Raw genomic sequence first — 14,129 nt, 5'->3', positions numbered from 1 at the left:
CGGGAGCAGCTACAACATGTAGCGATCGTCACGCCGGGCTTGCGGGTGGTGGGCGCTGCGCGAGGCATGCTCCGCGCCGGAGGAAGAATCATGACCCTGAACATCACCCGACTTCATTCGATGGCCCGCCTGGCAGCGCTGTGCGCCGGCGTGCTCGCGCTGACCGCCTGCGGCGGCAACGACGACGCGGCAGCGCCGCCGCCGGTCAGCTCGGCGCCTTCGCCGGCCCCGGTCCCGGCCCCCGCGCCAGCACCGTCGCCTGCACCCGCACCCGCACCCGCACCCGCGCCGGCTCCATCACCCGCACCTGCTCCTGCGCCCGCTCCGTCACCTGCCCCGGCCCCGGCACCAGCGCCGGCCCCAGCGCCCGCACCGGCTCCGTCGCCGGCCCCGGCCCCCGCTCCCGCTCCCGCGCCAGTCCCGGCACCGGCACCAGCCCCCGCACCGAGCAACGCCCCCGCCGGCTACACGCTGGTCTGGTCCGACGAGTTCGACACCGGCACGCTGCCGGACGCAGGCAAGTGGGTCTACGACACCGAAGCCAACGCGACCGGCTGGTACAACAACGAGCTGCAGTACTACGCGGTCGCGCGGACCGAGAACTCGAAGATCAGCGACGGCAAGCTGGTCATCACCGCGCGCAAGGAGCGCCTGACCAGCGCGAAGGACTACGGCGGCCAGGACTACAGCTCGGCCCGCCTGATCACCAACGGCAAGGCCAGCTGGACCTACGGCTTCTTCGAGATCCGCGCCAAGCTGCCGTGCGGGCGCGGCACCTGGCCGGCGATCTGGATGCTGGGCACCACCGGCGACTGGCCGGCCGGCGGCGAGATCGACATCATGGAACAGGTCGGCAAGAACCCGACCGCGATCGAAGGCACGATCCACACCACGTCGACGGCCGGCACCTTCGGCGACGGCGGCGAGACGCGGATCAACGATGCCTGCAGCGCCTTCCACAACTACCAGCTGACCTGGACGCCCGAGAGCCTGGTCATCGGCGTCGACAACAAGCCGTTCCACACCTACGCCAACAAGCACCAGGGCAGCGCCAGCTGGCCGTTCGACAAGCCGCAGTACCTGCTGTTGAACCTGGCGATCGGCGGCGACATGGGCGGCTCGGTCGACGACACGATCTTCCCGGTCAGCATGGAGGTCGACTACGTGAAGGTCTGGCAGAAGAAGTGACGCCGCGGCACAGTGGGCCCTGCTGACGAAGGAGTCGTCGATGCAGGAGCCGTTGTTCCACGATCGCCGCGATGCGGGGCAGGTGCTCGCCCGGCGCCTGTCGGCCTACCGCGGCCGGTCCGACGCGCTGGTGCTGGCGCTGCCGCGCGGCGGCGTGCCGGTGGGCCATGCGGTGGCGCAGGCGCTCGGCCTGCCGCTCGATGTGTTCATCGTGCGCAAGCTCGGCGTGCCGGACCACGAGGAGCTCGCGATGGGCGCCATCGCGAGCGGCGGCGTGCGGGTGATGAACGACGGCGTGGTGCGCATGCTGGGCATCGGCGCGGCGCAGGTCGACGCGGTCGCGCAGGCGGAGGCCCTCGAACTGGCGCGGCGCGAGCGGCTCTACCGCGATGCGCGCCCCGCGCTGGCGATCGCACGGCGCACCGTGCTGCTGGTCGACGACGGCATCGCCACCGGCGCAACGATGCGGGCCGCGGCCCGCGCCCTGCGCGCGATGGCGCCGGCGCGCCTCGTCATCGCGGTGCCGACCGGCGCCCGCAGCACCTGCGCGGCCTTGCGCCGCGAGGCCGACGAACTCGTCTGCGCGACGCTGCCCGAGCCGTTCCGTGCGGTGGGCTGCTGGTACGAGGACTTCGCGCAGACGAGCGACGAAGAGGTTCAGGGCTTGCTCGCCGCGGTGAAATGAAGCTCGCATTCATGCCGCAGATGGCATATCTTCGTTGCTGATTTCACGGCCTCACCCCTGCAGCGCGACCCGGTCGCATCGCGAGTACAGCACATGGACAACCTGCCATCACTGGGTCGAGAAATCGCCCGCCTCCGGCAAGCCCGAGGACTGACGCAAAAGGCCCTGGCCGAGCTGAGCGGCATGGCCCCGTCGACGCTCGCGCGCTTCGAGTCCGGCGGCGTCGCCGAATTCGGATCGGGCAAGCTGCTTCGACTGCTCGGCGCGCTGGAGCATGAACTGAGCTTCTCGCCGCGCCATCGTGCCGCCATGCCCGACGACGCGCTGGCGGAACGACGCCGCACGTTCGACGCCAACGCGGGCAGCGGCGAAGACTGATCCGCGCGGCAACGCGCGGCGGTGTGCGACCATCCGCGCATGCCACGCGCCCCTTCGGCCAGACGCCTCATCGCATGGATCGCCAGTCTCGCGATCCTGATGGCCGCCTTGGCGCCGGCCATCTCCCAGGCCGTGGCACGGGGCATGGGGTCGTCGGGCGGCTGGGCGGAGATCTGCTCCGCGCTCGGTGCGAAGCGGGTGCGCGTCGACGACGACACCCGCGACCCGCGCAGCCCCGCCGCGCCCGCTGAACAGGCCTTCGAGCATTGCCCGTATTGCAGCGTCCACGCTGCAGCACCGGGCCTGCCGCCGACCTCGGCGGCCGAGCTGCGGCCTCCTTCGCTGCAGTTCCAGGCCCCGGCGCTGTTCCTCCGTGCCCCTGCGACCGCGGTCGCCTGGCGGAGTGCGCAGTCGCGGGCGCCACCGCCGCTCTCCTGAGCCCACCGATCGTGATGGCCGGCGCCCCGCCGGGCCACCGTCGTTGCACATGCGCCGTCGCCGTCGCGCCGGCCGCCAGGAGTCTTGATGAATCACCTCGCATCCCGTTCCGAGTCGAGCGCCGACACCGGCGTCGACATCGCTGCCCGGTCGGGCAGCCTCTACCGCGCCGTGTGGCGCTGGCACTTCTACGCCGGGCTGCTGTGCCTGCCCTTTCTCGTGATGATGGCCGTCACCGGCGCGCTGTACCTGTTCCGCGACGAGATCAACGCCGTCGTCTACCGCGACCTGCTCCAGGTGCCGGCGGCCAGCTCGACGGCGCTGGCACCCGAGGCGCTGGTCGCGCGGGCGGTCGCGGCCGTTCCGGGCCAGGTCAGGCGCTACGTGCCCGCCCCGGCGGCGGGTCGCAGCGTGGAGGTCGGCATCGCGGCCGCCGGCGGCCAGCGCATCACCATGTACCTTGATCCGTCGACCGGCGCGGTCCTCGGCCACCTGCGCGATGACCGCAAGCCGATGGACGTCGTCAAGCGCATCCATTCGCTCGTCATCGCCGGGACGGTCGCCAACCACGGCATCGAGATCGTCGCCGGCTGGGCCATCGTGCTCGTCGTGACCGGCACATACCTGTGGTGGCCGCGCGGCCGCACCGGCGGCGTGATCAGCGTGCGCGGTTCGCCGGCCAGGCGCCTGTGGTGGCGCGACCTGCATGCCGTCACCGGCGCGTTCGCGGCCATCGCCATCCTGTTCCTCGCGGTCACCGGCCTGCCGTGGTCGGCCTTCTGGGGCCACCAGTTCGGCGCGCTGACCAACGCCTGGGGGATCGGCGTCCCGGCGTACGTGTGGAGCAAGGCGCCGCCATCGACGGTGCCGATGGCGCAGCAAGGCGAGGTGCCGTGGACGCTGGGCCAGGCGACCGTTCCGCTGTCGTCCGCGCCTGCGGGGGACCCCCATGCGGAGCACGCGGGGCACGGTGGCGGCGGACCGCTGCCGGCGTCCTCGCCGGGCGCCATCGGCCTCGACGCCGCCATCACGGCCTTCGAGCGGCTGCATCTCGCCGCGGGCTACAGCGTCAACCTGCCCGACGGCCCGCGCGGCGTCTACACCGCGATGCTGTTCCCGGACGACGTCACCCACGAACGCGTCATCCACCTGAATCAGTACAGCGGCCAGCCGTTGATCGACGTGGGCTATGCCGACTACGGCGTGGCCGGCAAGGCCACCGAATGGGGAATCAGCCTGCACACCGGACGCCAGTTCGGCCTGCCGAACCAGCTCGTGATGCTGGCCGGCTGCCTGGCCATCGTCGCGCTGGCTGTCACGTCGGCCGTGATGTGGTGGAAGCGCCGCCCTCGCGGCAGGCTGGCCGCGCCCGAGCGCAAGGACGGCGACCGCCTCGCGCGCTCCGTCATCGCCATCGCGGTGGTGCTGGGGCTGCTCCATCCCTTGCTCGGCGCATCGATGCTGGTCGCATGGGCGATCGATGCGGCGCTGCCGCGTGCGTGGCGGGCGCGCTTCGGGCTCTGAAGACCGATCGCCCGGACCGGCCCGCCGCTTGATCCGGATCAAGTCGCCGGCGCGGCGTACGCAGCAGACTTCCGCCTTGTGGACATTGCACTGACGACCGCCCGCGACCGCGCGGCCCGCGACACCGCCGCCGGCGCGACCGCCGCGACGCAACGCGCCGGCCTGCAGCTCGCCGGCCTGCAGTGCGGCGCCTGCGCCGGGCTGATCGAACAGGCGGTGCTCGCGGTCGACGGTGCCGGCCGGTGCAGCGTGAATGCCGCGACGCACGCTGCCAGCATCACCTGGGACCCGGCCCGCACCTCGCTCGACGCGCTGATCGGCGCGATCCGCCGTGCCGGCTACGACGCCGCGCCCGACGCCCCCGCGCCGGCGCGCGCGCTGCGCCGGCGCGAATCGCGCGCCGCGCTGTGGCGGCTGTTCGTCGCCGGCTTCTGCACGATGCAGACGATGATGCTCGCGACGCCGCACTACGTCGCGGCGCCCGGCGAGCTCGCGCCCGACATGAAGCAGCTGCTCGACTGGGGCGCCTGGGTGCTGACGCTGCCGGTGCTGTGGTGGTCGGCCGCGCCGTTCTTCCAGGGCGCGTGGCGCAGCCTGCGCAGCGGCCGCATCGGCGCCGACGTCCCGGTGGCGCTCGGCATCGCCGTCACCTTCGTCGCCAGCACCGGCGCCGCGTTCGAGCCCGGCGGCCCGTTCGGCCACGAGGTCTACTTCGATTCGCTGACGATGTTCGTCAGCTTCCTGCTCGGCGGCCGCTGGCTGCAGATGAAGGCGCGCCACCGGGCGGCCGAGGCGCTCGACGGTGCGCTGTCGGCGCTGCCCGACACCGCGCTGCGGCTCGCCGCCGACGGCTCGACCGAGCGCGTCGCGCGCGACGCGCTGCGGCCCGGCGACCGCGTGCAGGTGGCGCTCGGCGAGGCCTTCGCGGCCGATGGCGACGTGCTGCAAGGCCGCACGCAGGCCGACGAATCGCTGCTGAGCGGCGAAGCGCGGCCGGTCGACAAGCCGCCCGGCGCGACGCTGGTGGCCGGCAGCCTCAACATCGGCGCGCCGGTCGTGATGCGGGTCGAGCGCAGCGGCGGCGACACGCGGCACGAGCGCATCGTCGCGCAGATGCACGAGGCGCTGGCCGGCCGGTCGCCGGCGGCCGATGCGGCGCAGCGCTGGGCCGCGCCCTTCCTGTGGTGCGTGCTGCTGCTGGCGGCCGGGGCCGGCGCGGCGTGGAGCCTGCTCGATCCGTCGCGCGCGGTGTGGGTGGTCGTCTCGGTGCTGATCGTCACCTGCCCGTGCGCGCTGTCGCTCGCGGCCCCGGCCGCGTTCGTCGCCGCCGCGCGCGGGCTGGCGCGGCACGGCGTGCTGCTGCAACGGCTGGAGGCGCTGCAGGTGCTGGCTCGCGTCGACACGGTGTTCCTCGACAAGACCGGCACGCTGACGCAGCAGCAGCCGCGCTGCACCGCAGTGCGGGTGCTGGGCAGCCCGCCAGAACCCGAGGCCGCGCTGCTGCAGCGCGCCGCGGCGCTCGCGCGCTGGTCGCGCCACCCGCTGTCGCAGGCGGTGGCCGCGCTGGTGCCGCACGACGGCATCGCGTGGTCCGAGGTCGGCGAGCACGCCGGCCACGGCCTGTCGGCACGCGACGGCGACGGCGTCGAATGGCGGCTCGGCGCCGCCGGCTGGGTCGGGGCAGCGCCCGCGGGCGACGACGTGCTGCGCCTCTGGCTCGGCCGTGCCGGCCAGCCGCTGCTGCGCCTCGAATTCGACGAACAGTTGCGCGACGACGCGGTCGACGCGATGCGCGCGCTCGGCGCGGCCGGCTGGCGGCGCGTGCTGCTGTCGGGCGACACGCCGCGGCGGGTCGAATCGATCGCCCGCCGCGTCGGCGCCGACGCGGCGATCGGCGCGGCCGACCCCGGGGCCAAGCAGGCCGCGGTGCAGCGCGAACAGGCGGCCGGCCGGTGCGTCGCGATGGTCGGCGACGGCATCAACGACGCACCGGTGCTGGCGCAGGCCGACGTGTCGTTCGCGATGGGCCACGGCGCGCTGGTCGCGCGCTCGAATGCCGACCTTGTCGTCGTCTCGAACCGGCTCGACGGCCTGGACGCCGCGCGCCGCACCGCCCGCCGCACGGTGCGCGTGGTGCGGCAGAACCTCGCGTGGGCGGCGCTCTACAACGCCGCCTGCATCCCGCTCGCGCTGGCCGGCTGGCTGCCGCCGTGGGCCGCCGGGCTCGGCATGGCCCTCAGCTCGCTGCTGGTCATTGCCAACTCGCTGCGCCTCGCGCGCTGAACGCTCCATGGACATCCTGTACCTGCTGATCCCGCTGTCGGCGCTGCTGGTGCTCGCGCTGCTCGGCGTGTTCGGCTGGGCCCTGAACCGTGGCCAATTCGACGACCTGGACGACGAAGGCCGCCGAATCCTCGGCCCGGACGACGCTGCCCTTGATCAAGCGCAAACCCGCGCAGACCGGTCGCCCCAAGAATCCCCGTGAAGCAATCATGGTGAAAGAAGAGGCGATCTATGACTCAGGAATCCGCGGCCCCGCAGCCCGTCTTCAGTGACTGGAGCGTGCGCTGGTTCTCGCTCGCAGCGGTGCTGTGGGGCGTGGTGGGGATGCTGGTCGGCGTGTTCATCGCGGCCGAGCTGACCTGGCCCGAGCTGAACCTGGGCATCCCGTGGCTCAGCTACGGTCGCCTGCGGCCGCTGCACACCAACGCGGTGATCTTCGCGTTCGGCGGCTGCGCGCTGTTCGCCAGCAGCTACTACGTCGTGCAGCGCACCTCGCAGGCGCGGCTGTTCCTGCCGAAGCTCGCGGCCTTCACGTTCTGGGGCTGGCAGGCGGTGATCGTCGCGGCCGCCATCACGCTGCCGCTGGGCATCACGCAAGGCAAGGAATACGCCGAGCTCGAATGGCCGATCGACATCCTGATCGCCATCGTCTGGGTGTCGTATGCGGTGGTGTTCTTCGGCACGATCGCGGTGCGCCGCGTGCGCCACATCTACGTCGCGAACTGGTTCTTCGGCGCCTTCATCCTGGCGGTGGCGCTGCTGCACATCGTCAACAGCGCGGCCATTCCGGTCAGCCTGAGCAAGAGCTACTCGGCGTATGCCGGCGTGCAGGACGCGATGGTGCAGTGGTGGTACGGCCACAACGCGGTCGGCTTCTTCCTGACCGCCGGCTTCCTCGGGATGATGTATTACTTCATCCCGAAGCAGGCCGGCCGGCCGGTGTACTCGTACCGGCTGTCGATCGTGCACTTCTGGGCGCTGATCTTCACCTACATGTGGGCCGGCCCGCACCACCTGCACTACACCGCGCTGCCCGACTGGGCGCAGAGCGTGGGCATGCTGTTCTCGCTGGTGCTGCTCGCGCCGAGCTGGGGCGGCATGATCAACGGGATCATGACGCTGTCGGGCGCGTGGCACAAACTGCGCGACGACCCGATCCTGAAGTTCCTGATCGTCTCGCTGTCGTTCTACGGCATGAGCACCTTCGAGGGGCCGATGATGTCGATCAAGACCGTCAACGCGCTCAGCCACTACACCGACTGGACCATCGGCCACGTGCACTCCGGCGCCCTCGGCTGGGTCGGGCTGATCTCGATGGGCACGCTGTACTACCTGGTGCCGCGCATGTTCGGCCAGACGAAGATGTTCAGCGTGCGGGCGATCGAGCTGCACTTCTGGATCGCCACCGTCGGCATCGTGCTGTACATCGCCGCGATGTGGATCGCCGGCGTGATGCAGGGCCTGATGTGGCGCGCGGTCAACCCCGACGGCACGCTGGTCTACAGCTTCGTCGAGAGCGTGAAGGCGACCTTCCCGTTCTACGTGGTGCGGCTGGCCGGCGGCCTGCTGTACCTGGCCGGCATGCTGATCATGGCCTGGAACGTCGTGAAGACCGCCACCTCGGGTCGCTACGCACCGGTGCCGGTGCCTGCACTGCGCCCCGTCCACGCCTGAGCCCGCGGAGACCACCCCATGGCTGATACCCACACCACCCCCGGCTTCTCGCACGAGAAGATCGAGACCAACAACTTCCTGATGATCGTGCTGATCCTGCTGGTGATCGCGGTCGGCGGCCTGGTCGAGATCGTGCCGCTGTTCTTCCAGCGCTCCACCACGCAGGCGACGCCGGGCCTCGCGCCCTACACCGCGCTGCAGCTGGCCGGTCGCGACGTCTACATCCGCGAGGGTTGCTACAACTGCCACTCGCAGATGATCCGGCCGTTCCGCGCCGAGACGCTGCGCTACGGCCACTACTCGACGGCCGGCGAGTTCGTCTACGACCACCCGTTCCAGTGGGGCAGCAAGCGCACCGGCCCCGACCTGCAACGCGTCGGCGGCAAGTACAGCGACGAATGGCACCGCGTGCACCTGTTCAACCCGCGCGACGTGGTGCCCGAGTCGAACATGCCGGCCTATCCGTGGCTGACGACGGCCGCGCTGGACCCGGCCGAGATGGCCCCGAAGCTGACTGCGCTGCGCCGCGTCGGCGTGCCCTACACCGATGCCGAGATCGCCGCCGCCGGCGAGGCCGTGAAGGGCAGGACCGAGATCGATGCGCTGATCGCCTACCTGCAGGTGCTCGGCACCTCGGTGAAGTAAGGAATGGACCCCATGGATGTCAACGACCTCAGAAGTGGCGTGACGGTGCTGTCGATGCTGGTGTTCCTGGGCATTGCCGCCTGGGCCTGGTCGCGGCGCAACCAGTCGCGGTTCGACGAAGCGGCACGCCTGCCGTTCGGCGACGAGAATGCACGCGGCGAAGGAGATGCGCGATGAGCGACTTCTTCAGCCAGGGCTGGTCGATCACCATCGGCGCGGTGACGCTGCTGGGCCTGCTGGCCTGCCTGGTGCTGCTGTTCATCGCGAGCCGCCGCGAGGTGATGGCCGCCGACAACAGCACCGGCCATGTGTGGGACGAGGACCTGCGCGAGATGAACAACCCGCTGCCGATGTGGTGGGTGGTGATGTTCGTGCTCACGGTGGTCTTCTCGCTGGCCTACCTGTTCCTGTACCCCGGCTTCGGCAGCGCCGCCGGCAGCCTGGGCTGGACCAGCCTCGGCCAGTACGACGCCGAGCAGCGCGCCGCGCAGGCCGAGATGGCGCCGCTGTACGAGCGCTTCGCCACGATGCCGGCCGACAAGCTGGCGGCCGAGCCGCAGGCGATGGCGATCGGCGAGCGGCTGTTCATCAACCACTGCGCCGCCTGCCACGGCTCGGACGCGCGCGGCAGCAAGGGCTTCCCGAACCTGACCGACGGCGACTGGCTGCACGGCGGCACGCCCGAGAAGATCGAGGAGACGATCACCGAGGGACGCCAGGGCATGATGCCGCCGATGGCCGCGGCGATCGGCGGCCCGCAGGAGATCCACGAGGTCGCGCAGTACGTGCTGAGCCTGTCGGGCAGCGCGCACGACCCGACCGCGCAGTTCGGCAAGCCGCGCTTCATGGCCTGCGCCGCCTGCCACGGCATCGACGGCAAGGGCAACCAGGCGCTCGGTGCGCCCAACCTGGCCGACAGGATCTGGCTGCACGGCTGGGGCGAAGAGGCCATCACCGCGATGATCAACAACGGCAAGCTGAACGTGATGCCGGCGCAGAAGGACCGGCTCGGCAAGGCGCAGATCCACGTGCTGGCGTCGTACGTGTGGAGCCTGTCGAACCGCGGCCCGGCGGCGACGCCCTGACCCGATGGCCGAGATGAACGGGCGCGACACGAAGCGGGTGATCCCGATCAAGCCGGTCGCCGCCGACGCGGCGGCCACCGTCTCGCTGTACGCGAGCGAGGCGAAGATCTACCCGCGCGCGGTGCACGGCCTGTTCGCGGCCTGGCGCTGGGTGCTGGTGTGGGCCACGCAGCTGGTCTTCTACGGGCTGCCGTGGCTGACCTGGAACGGTCGCCAGGCGCTGCTGTTCGACCTGGAAGCGCGGCGCTTCTACATCTTCGGCCTGGTGCTGTACCCGCAGGACTTCATCTACCTGACGGGACTGCTGGTGCTCAGCGCCTATGCGCTGTTCCTGTTCACCGCGGTGGCCGGCCGGCTGTGGTGCGGCTATGCGTGCCCGCAGACGGTCTACACCGAGATCTTCCTGTGGGTCGAGCGCCATCTCGAAGGCGACCGCATCGCGCGCATGAAGCTCGACGCCGCGCCGTGGTCGGCGAACAAGCTGCTGCGCAAGGGCGGCAAGCAGGCCGCCTGGATCGCGATCGGGCTGTGGACCGGCTTCAGCTTCGTCGGCTACTTCACGCCGATCCGCGTGCTCGCCGGCGAGGCGCTGCAGCTCGGCTTCGGCCCGTGGGAATGGTTCTGGGTGCTGTTCTACGGCTTCGCGACCTACGGCAACGCCGGCTACATGCGCGAGCAGGTGTGCAAGTACATGTGCCCGTACGCGCGCTTCCAGAGCGCGATGTTCGACCGCGACACGCTGGTGATCGGCTACGACGAGAAGCGCGGCGAGCCGCGTGGCTCGCGCCCGCGCAGCGCCGACGCGAAGGCGCTCGGCAAGGGCGACTGCATCGACTGCACGCTGTGCGTGCAGGTCTGCCCGACCGGCATCGACATCCGCAACGGGCTGCAGTACGAGTGCATCGGCTGCGCGGCCTGCATCGACGTGTGCAACGGCGTGATGGACAAGATGAACTACCCGCGCGGGCTGATCCGCTACGCGACCGAGAACGGCATGGCCGGCGGCTGGACGCAGGCGCAGATGCTGCGCCGCGTGCTGCGTCCGCGCGTGCTGGTCTACGGTGCGGTGATGGTCGCGATCTCGGCCGGCTTCGTCGCGAGCATCGCGTTGCGCCAGCCGTTCAAGGTCGACGTGGTGCGCGACCGCGGCACGCTGGCCCGCCAGGTGGAGGACGGTCGCGTCGAGAACGTCTACCGCCTGCAGGTGATGAACGCGACCGAATCGGCACAACGCTACCGCGTGCGCGTGAGCGGCATCGAGCAGGCGACGATCGCGAGCCCCCCGGAGGTCGAGGTGGGCCCCACCGAAGCCCGCTGGTTCGCGGTGCGGGTGCAGCTGCCGCCGCAGCGCGCGGCCGCGATCGGTCCGGGCGCGCACCCGATGCGGTTCGAGATCGAGCGGCTGGGCGGCGAAGGCGCTGCCGCCGAGGTGCACGAGAAATCGACCTTCATGGTCCCACGCTGAACGACAAGGAGACACGCATGACCCCGACCGTGACGCTCGCGCCGCCGTGGTGGCGCTACAGGATGGTGTGGCTGGTGATCAGCGGACCGGCCGCCGTGGTGGTGGCCGGCATCGTGACGATGGTGCTGGCCTGGACGCACGTCGACCCGGTGCTGGACGAGCCGGCGAGCGCCGCGGCGCGCGTCGCGGCGGCCAAGACGGCGGCCGCGCCGGCGCAGCAGGCGCGCAACCATGCCGCGACGCCGGCACCCTGAGCGGCCGCCATGATCCGCAGCACCCGCTTCATCACGATCCTGTGGCCGGCCTTCATGATGGCGGGCGTGCTGGAGGCGCTGGTCTTCGTGGTGGTCGACCCGAATGAATTCCAGTGGTTCGGCGGCCCGCTGATCGGCTGGTCGCCGCGCGCGATCTACAGCGTCACCTTCCTGATCTTCTGGGGCACCATCGCGACGTCGTCGGCGCTGACGGCGCTGTTGGAGAGCGACGCTCCCTAGCGAGCAGATCGACGGTTCGCGGAGCGGCATCCGCACGCGCACGACTCAGGCAGCGTGCCCCTCGGCCACGGAACGCAGGCCCGGCATGTCGACGATGTCGATCTCGCGCAGGCGCACCCGCAGGCAGCCCGACGCGCGCAGCCGTGTCAGCACGTGGCTGACGGTTTCGATGCGCAGGCCCAGGTGGCTGCCGATGTCCTCGCGGCTCATCGGCAGGCGCAGTTCGGCGGCCGACTGCCCGCGCTCCTGCGCCCGCTCCGACAGCCCGAGCAGGAAGGCCGCAATGCGCGCGCCCGCCTGGCGCTGGCCGAGCAGCCGCATCAGCGCATGGTCGCGCACGATCTCGCGGCTCATCAGCTGGTGGAAGCGCCGCTGCAGCACCCCCGACGCCGCCAGCGCCTGCTCGACCTGGTCGTACGGCAGCTCGCAGACCTCGGAATCCTGCAACGCGATCCCCTGGCAGCGGTGCAGCCCGGCATCGATCGCATCCAGCCCGAGCAGGTCGCCCGGCAAGGCAAAGCCGGTCACGCGGCCGTTGCGCGGCGGCGTGCCGACGCTGGTCTTGAAGCTGCCGCTGCGCACCGCATACAGCGAGACGAAGCCCTCGTCCTGCTGGAACAGCGTGTCGCCGGCCGCCACCCGGCGCACGCTGCCGGCCACCGCCGACACGAGGTCGTCGCGCACGACCGGCAGGCACAGGTGGCGCCGCTCGCACAGCGCGCAGTCGGGTTCGGCGGGCAATGCTGGGGAATGGTTCATCGAAGCCATTGTGGGAGGCCGCTCGCGGGCGCCGATTGATCCAGCGCAAACCGCCGCGGCACGCGCCGCGCGACAGTGCGGCCATGGCCTCTGCAACCTCCTCCCTTCCGCTCGACGACGACCTGCTGCGCCGCTTCGACGTGCCCGGTCCGCGCTACACCTCGTACCCGACGGCCGACCGCTTCGGCGAGGCGTTCGATGCGCCGGCGTACCAGCGCACGCTGCTCGCGCGCGGCGCCAGCGGCGCCCCGCTGTCGCTCTACGTGCACATCCCGTTCTGCGAATCGGTCTGCTACTACTGCGCCTGCAACAAGGTGATCACGCGCCACCACGAGCGCGCCGTCGAATACCTGGACGCCCTCGCCGTCGAGATCGACCTGCACGTCACCGCGCTCGGCACCGGGCTGCCGGTGTCGCAGCTGCACCTGGGCGGCGGCTCGCCGACCTTCCTGAACGATGCCGAACTCACGCGGCTGATGTCGACGCTGCGCGCCGCCTTCCGGCTGCTGCCCGACGCCGAGATCTCGATCGAGGTCGACCCGCGCACCGTCACGCCGGCACGGCTGGCGCACGTCCGCACCCTCGGCTTCAACCGCATCAGCTTCGGCGTGCAGGACATCCAGCCCGACGTGCAGCAGGCGGTGCACCGCGTCCAGCCCTTCGAGGACGTGCGCGTGCTGGTCGCCGCCGCGCGCGTGCAGGGCTACGAGTCGATCAACGTCGACCTGATCTATGGCCTGCCGAAACAGACGCCGCAGAGCATGGCCGAGACCGTCGCGCGGGTCGCCGAGCTGCGGCCCGACCGCGTCGCGCTGTACGGCTATGCGCACCTGCCGGAACGCTTCAAGCCGCAGCGGCGCATCGTCACCGCCGAGCTGCCCGGCGGCGCCGACCGCGTCGCGATGCTGCGCGGCGCGATCCACGGTTTCCTCGCCGCCGGCTATGAAGACATCGGCATGGACCACTTCGCGCTGCCCGGCGACGCGCTCGCCCGCGCGCGCCGCGCCGGCCGGCTGCACCGCAACTTCCAGGGCTACAGCACGCAGCCCGATTGCGACCTGGTCGCCCTCGGCGTCTCGGCGATCGGCCGCATGGGGGCCAGCTACAGCCAGAACGCGAAGACGCTGCCGGAGTACTACGAGGCGCTCGCGCAGCGCCGCTTCCCGGTCGTGCGCGGCCTCGCGCTCGATGCCGACGACCTGCTGCGCCGCGACGTGATCATGGCGCTGATGTGCCAGGGCAGCGTCGACCTGGCGGCGCTCGGCCTGTCGCACCAGGTCGACGGCAAGGCGTATTTCGCACCCGAGCTCGCGTCGCTGCAGGTCTTCGTCGCCGACGGCCTGGTCGAGATCGAGAACGGCGCGACCGTGCGGGTCACCCCGCGCGGCTGGCTGCTGGTGCGTGCGATCGCGATGGTGTTCGACCGCCACCTGCAGGCCGCCCGCGCACGGATGCGCGAAGGCGGCCGCACCACGTCGACCGGCGCGCGCTTCTCGCGCGTGCTGTGACGA

General features: G+C 71.4%; 16 protein-coding genes. 15 read left to right on the top strand and 1 reads right to left on the bottom strand.

Features of this window, described 5'->3' with window-relative positions; genetic code table 11:
- Nucleotides 1-90: 90 nt before the first annotated feature.
- The 14 genes from ASC98_RS04580 (at nucleotide 91) to ASC98_RS04515 (ending at nucleotide 11,859) form a co-directional block, all read left to right on the top strand.
- Nucleotides 91-1,188 carry a family 16 glycosylhydrolase gene (locus ASC98_RS04580; protein WP_235581168.1) on the top strand — a complete coding sequence of 366 codons (1,098 nt, stop codon included), beginning with the start codon at nucleotides 91-93 and terminating at the stop codon, nucleotides 1,186-1,188.
- 40 nt (nucleotides 1,189-1,228) lie between these two features.
- The gene (locus tag ASC98_RS04575; RefSeq protein ID WP_056806134.1) at nucleotides 1,229-1,873 is read left to right on the top strand and encodes a phosphoribosyltransferase; all 645 of its coding nucleotides are present in this window, start codon (nucleotides 1,229-1,231) and stop codon (nucleotides 1,871-1,873) included.
- 93 nt (nucleotides 1,874-1,966) lie between these two features.
- On the top strand, nucleotides 1,967-2,251 hold the full coding sequence (locus tag ASC98_RS04570) for a helix-turn-helix transcriptional regulator (RefSeq protein ID WP_082542250.1): 285 nt from the start codon (nucleotides 1,967-1,969) through the stop codon (nucleotides 2,249-2,251).
- Nucleotides 2,252-2,290: 39 nt separating this feature from the next.
- Nucleotides 2,291-2,689: a DUF2946 domain-containing protein gene (locus ASC98_RS04565; protein ID WP_056806127.1), complete on the top strand. Its 399-nt coding sequence runs from the start codon at nucleotides 2,291-2,293 to the stop codon at nucleotides 2,687-2,689.
- 87 nt (nucleotides 2,690-2,776) lie between these two features.
- The gene (locus ASC98_RS04560; RefSeq protein ID WP_056806124.1) at nucleotides 2,777-4,213 is read left to right on the top strand and encodes a PepSY domain-containing protein; all 1,437 of its coding nucleotides are present in this window, start codon (nucleotides 2,777-2,779) and stop codon (nucleotides 4,211-4,213) included.
- A gap of 78 nt (nucleotides 4,214-4,291) precedes the next feature.
- Nucleotides 4,292-6,496, top strand: a complete 2,205-nt coding sequence (locus ASC98_RS04555; protein ID WP_082542251.1) for a cation-translocating P-type ATPase — start codon at nucleotides 4,292-4,294, stop codon at nucleotides 6,494-6,496.
- A 7-nt stretch (nucleotides 6,497-6,503) separates the two neighbouring features.
- Nucleotides 6,504-6,698 (top strand): cbb3-type cytochrome oxidase assembly protein CcoS, encoded by a 195-nt coding sequence (gene ccoS, locus ASC98_RS04550; protein WP_056806120.1) that lies wholly within the window; start codon nucleotides 6,504-6,506, stop codon nucleotides 6,696-6,698.
- Between the two features lie 29 nt (nucleotides 6,699-6,727).
- The gene (gene ccoN, locus ASC98_RS04545; protein ID WP_056806117.1) at nucleotides 6,728-8,170 is read left to right on the top strand and encodes a cytochrome-c oxidase, cbb3-type subunit I; all 1,443 of its coding nucleotides are present in this window, start codon (nucleotides 6,728-6,730) and stop codon (nucleotides 8,168-8,170) included.
- A gap of 18 nt (nucleotides 8,171-8,188) precedes the next feature.
- On the top strand, nucleotides 8,189-8,815 hold the full coding sequence (ccoO, locus tag ASC98_RS04540; RefSeq protein ID WP_056806113.1) for a cytochrome-c oxidase, cbb3-type subunit II: 627 nt from the start codon (nucleotides 8,189-8,191) through the stop codon (nucleotides 8,813-8,815).
- Nucleotides 8,816-8,827: 12 nt separating this feature from the next.
- Complete coding sequence (locus ASC98_RS04535; protein ID WP_056806111.1) at nucleotides 8,828-8,992, top strand: cbb3-type cytochrome c oxidase subunit 3; 165 nt, start codon at nucleotides 8,828-8,830, stop codon at nucleotides 8,990-8,992.
- Nucleotides 8,989-9,900: a cytochrome-c oxidase, cbb3-type subunit III gene (gene ccoP / locus ASC98_RS04530; protein WP_056806108.1), complete on the top strand. Its 912-nt coding sequence runs from the start codon at nucleotides 8,989-8,991 to the stop codon at nucleotides 9,898-9,900. Before ASC98_RS04535 ends, ccoP begins: the two co-directional genes overlap by 4 nt.
- A 4-nt stretch (nucleotides 9,901-9,904) precedes the next feature.
- The gene (gene ccoG / locus ASC98_RS04525; RefSeq protein ID WP_157598243.1) at nucleotides 9,905-11,365 is read left to right on the top strand and encodes a cytochrome c oxidase accessory protein CcoG; all 1,461 of its coding nucleotides are present in this window, start codon (nucleotides 9,905-9,907) and stop codon (nucleotides 11,363-11,365) included.
- A gap of 17 nt (nucleotides 11,366-11,382) precedes the next feature.
- Entirely contained in the window at nucleotides 11,383-11,619 is a 237-nt protein-coding gene (locus ASC98_RS04520; RefSeq protein WP_056806104.1) for a hypothetical protein, read from the top strand.
- A gap of 9 nt (nucleotides 11,620-11,628) precedes the next feature.
- Entirely contained in the window at nucleotides 11,629-11,859 is a 231-nt protein-coding gene (locus ASC98_RS04515; RefSeq protein WP_157598245.1) for a hypothetical protein, read from the top strand.
- 45 nt (nucleotides 11,860-11,904) lie between these two features.
- On the opposite strand, the gene ASC98_RS04510 is transcribed toward ASC98_RS04515, so the two are convergent.
- Entirely contained in the window at nucleotides 11,905-12,618 is a 714-nt protein-coding gene (locus ASC98_RS04510) for a helix-turn-helix domain-containing protein (RefSeq protein ID WP_162249347.1), read from the bottom strand.
- An 83-nt stretch (nucleotides 12,619-12,701) separates the two neighbouring features.
- Here ASC98_RS04510 and hemN point away from each other — a divergent pair, with 83 nt between their 5' ends.
- Entirely contained in the window at nucleotides 12,702-14,126 is a 1,425-nt protein-coding gene (gene hemN, locus ASC98_RS04505) for an oxygen-independent coproporphyrinogen III oxidase (protein WP_056806345.1), read from the top strand.
- Nucleotides 14,127-14,129 lie beyond the last annotated feature (3 nt).

It is taken from the genome of Rhizobacter sp. Root1238, assembly GCF_001425825.1.
GTDB lineage: Bacteria > Pseudomonadota > Gammaproteobacteria > Burkholderiales > Burkholderiaceae_C > Rhizobacter.
Note: the sequence above shows the minus strand (reverse complement) of the source record. Positions and strands in the feature narration are given on the sequence as shown.

Coding starts and splice junctions, on each gene's coding strand:
- ccoG (WP_157598243.1), top strand. CDS start 9,905: ATGGCCGAGATGAACGGGCGCGACACGAAGCGGGTGATCCCGATCAAG.
- ASC98_RS04560 (WP_056806124.1), top strand. CDS start 2,777: ATGAATCACCTCGCATCCCGTTCCGAGTCGAGCGCCGACACCGGCGTC.
- ASC98_RS04520 (WP_056806104.1), top strand. CDS start 11,383: ATGACCCCGACCGTGACGCTCGCGCCGCCGTGGTGGCGCTACAGGATG.
- ASC98_RS04565 (WP_056806127.1), top strand. CDS start 2,291: ATGCCACGCGCCCCTTCGGCCAGACGCCTCATCGCATGGATCGCCAGT.
- ASC98_RS04570 (WP_082542250.1), top strand. CDS start 1,967: ATGGACAACCTGCCATCACTGGGTCGAGAAATCGCCCGCCTCCGGCAA.
- ASC98_RS04515 (WP_157598245.1), top strand. CDS start 11,629: ATGATCCGCAGCACCCGCTTCATCACGATCCTGTGGCCGGCCTTCATG.
- ccoO (WP_056806113.1), top strand. CDS start 8,189: ATGGCTGATACCCACACCACCCCCGGCTTCTCGCACGAGAAGATCGAG.
- ASC98_RS04580 (WP_235581168.1), top strand. CDS start 91: ATGACCCTGAACATCACCCGACTTCATTCGATGGCCCGCCTGGCAGCG.
- hemN (WP_056806345.1), top strand. CDS start 12,702: ATGGCCTCTGCAACCTCCTCCCTTCCGCTCGACGACGACCTGCTGCGC.
- ASC98_RS04510 (WP_162249347.1), bottom strand. CDS start 12,618: ATGAACCATTCCCCAGCATTGCCCGCCGAACCCGACTGCGCGCTGTGC.
- ASC98_RS04535 (WP_056806111.1), top strand. CDS start 8,828: ATGGATGTCAACGACCTCAGAAGTGGCGTGACGGTGCTGTCGATGCTG.
- ASC98_RS04575 (WP_056806134.1), top strand. CDS start 1,229: ATGCAGGAGCCGTTGTTCCACGATCGCCGCGATGCGGGGCAGGTGCTC.
- ccoN (WP_056806117.1), top strand. CDS start 6,728: ATGACTCAGGAATCCGCGGCCCCGCAGCCCGTCTTCAGTGACTGGAGC.
- ccoP (WP_056806108.1), top strand. CDS start 8,989: ATGAGCGACTTCTTCAGCCAGGGCTGGTCGATCACCATCGGCGCGGTG.
- ccoS (WP_056806120.1), top strand. CDS start 6,504: ATGGACATCCTGTACCTGCTGATCCCGCTGTCGGCGCTGCTGGTGCTC.